Genomic DNA, 1859 nt, shown 5'->3' with positions numbered 1-1859 from the left:
ACAGACCGGCGCCGGTTGCATAGGCCAGCTCCCAAAACCCGACAGAACTTTCGTCAACCGGCTTGCCGCGAATATAGACAAGGCCGATGATAATCCGCGCAACGGCCACGACAACGATAACGTCGGCCACAGTCCGAAGCACGATGTCCTCGACAAGGAAGCTGACGGTTGCCGCAATCCACAAGCCTGCCAGTGCGCCAGCGATAAGCGACGCAAATGGGTAAAACAGGCCGTTCACGAGCTGGAGCCGTATTTCTACTGACAGGGCCCGCTCAGAACGCAACATAGAAAGGAAGCGTTTGAACATTTCGCATGCACCTCTACAAAAGAAATAAAATATATATATGAATACTTTATTGATTAAGACGGATGGTGCCGTTTTTTCGGCGATTCAAAGTATTCGAGTTCACAGGGTCCTTGATCAAACGGACGACAAAGCTTGTGTTGAGCTGCGCGCATTGGTTGCATCTGGTCCTCTCAGGCAGTGGCGACTTTTGCGAAGTTGGAAGGCAGCAAGTCGTTGATGTCGGCTTCGACAGCGCGTTGAGGCAACTCGGAGAGCACATGTCGCAACCACGCTAACGGCGCAACGCCACAGGCGCGGCAGATGAACATCAGGCTGTAGATGACGATGCTGGCCTTGCCTCCATCGACCGTATCGCTGACCAACCAGGATCTTCGGCCAGTGGTGACAATTCTAGTGTCGTATTCCAGACGGATGATGTTGAGCGCCATCCTGCCGTGCTCAGTGTAACGCATCGCATAATCCCATTTGTGCAAGCGCGTAGCCGGGCCGCTATGGCCTGAAGTCCCAGGGCATGAGGTCAGCGATCTGGCTGTTTGGCCAGCTGCTGGCGATGCGGTGCAGGGTCTGCGTGAGCCAGGCATGGGGTCGACGCCGTTCATTTTGGCCGAGGTGAGGAGCGTGGAGATCGTCGCCCAGGGCCTGCCACCACCATCGGAGCCGGCGAACAGCGCATTATTGCGCGCAATGGTCTGCGGCCTGATTGCGGGTTCAACGATATTGGAGTCGATGTCGATGCGCCCGTCAGTGAGGAAGCGCTCGAGCGCGGCGCGGCGGCTCCTGAAGGTCGATAGTTCACCGAACGCCGCTTGCAGGCGGGTATACCGGTCTTCGTTCACGACGAAATTGGTGGCAAACTCTGCTGCATTGTTCTCCACCTCTGCCAGGCAAAGGCTATTGATCGCGAAACCAGGCATTAGTTCCGGGTCACCGAGCACCTCAGCTTAATGGTTCGCAGCTGGCTGTGGCTACGATGCCCGCTCCATACCCGTAAGCTTCCCCTAAGCTACCCATGGAATTCGCTCCTGACCTAATTGTTGGAGCATTGATGTTCGAGATTCCTATAGACCTGTCGCGTCGCGCATTCGTCATGTTGGGTGGCACAAGCCTTGCGTTGCTGGCCGCGGGATGCACGACGACCGCCCCCCAGATACTGGCGGTTGCAGCCGAGCCCATTCGCCCGTTCGTGCCGCCCGATGTCGCCTTCATGTATCGGGCGATGCCGGAAGAGAAATTCTCCATTCCCGCCGCCGATATCGCCGCGGTCGATCCCAAATACTGGCGGCAGCGCGTTCCAGACCCCACCGGTGAGAAGCCCGGCTCGGTCGTCGTCCATACAGCCGACCGGCTACTTTACCATGTTCATGACGACGGAATGGCGACCCGCTATGGCGCTGGTATCGGTCGTGCCGGTTTCGAATGGGCAGGCCGGGCGCATATCGCGTACAAGCGCGAATGGCCGGTATGGACTCCGCCAGAGTCCATGATCATGCGTCAGCCTGAGCTCGAGGTTTATCGCGACGGCCAGCCGCCCGGCATCGAGAATGCGCTTGGC

The 1859-nt window shown here is 57.9% G+C and carries 2 protein-coding genes and 2 pseudogenes; 1 reads left to right on the top strand and 3 read right to left on the bottom strand.

All coding sequences use genetic code 11. The features are described 5' to 3' along the window. The 3 genes and pseudogenes from Q8O80_RS11240 to Q8O80_RS11230 all read right to left on the bottom strand — a co-directional run. Positions 1 to 307 (bottom strand): hypothetical protein (locus Q8O80_RS11240; protein WP_305579548.1); only part of this gene is annotated, 307 nt, incomplete at its 3' end. A 170-nt stretch (positions 308 to 477) separates the two neighbouring features. Next, positions 478 to 777 (bottom strand): annotated as a pseudogene (locus Q8O80_RS11235) (transposase domain-containing protein); the annotation flags it as partial. 19 nt (positions 778 to 796) lie between these two features. Then, a pseudogene (locus tag Q8O80_RS11230) lies at positions 797 to 1083 on the bottom strand (transposase domain-containing protein); the annotation flags it as partial. A 269-nt stretch (positions 1084 to 1352) separates the two neighbouring features. On the opposite strand from Q8O80_RS11230, the gene Q8O80_RS11225 reads away from it, so the two are divergent. Further along, on the top strand, positions 1353 to 1859 hold a 507-nt coding region (locus Q8O80_RS11225; RefSeq protein WP_305579547.1), incomplete at its 3' end, for a L,D-transpeptidase.

Origin of the sequence: Devosia sp. (assembly GCF_030689745.1) — a bacterium.
Classification (GTDB): domain Bacteria; phylum Pseudomonadota; class Alphaproteobacteria; order Rhizobiales; family Devosiaceae; genus Devosia; species Devosia alba.
The sequence above is the reverse complement of the archived record's forward strand: the minus strand, read 5'-3'. Positions and strand labels throughout refer to the sequence as shown.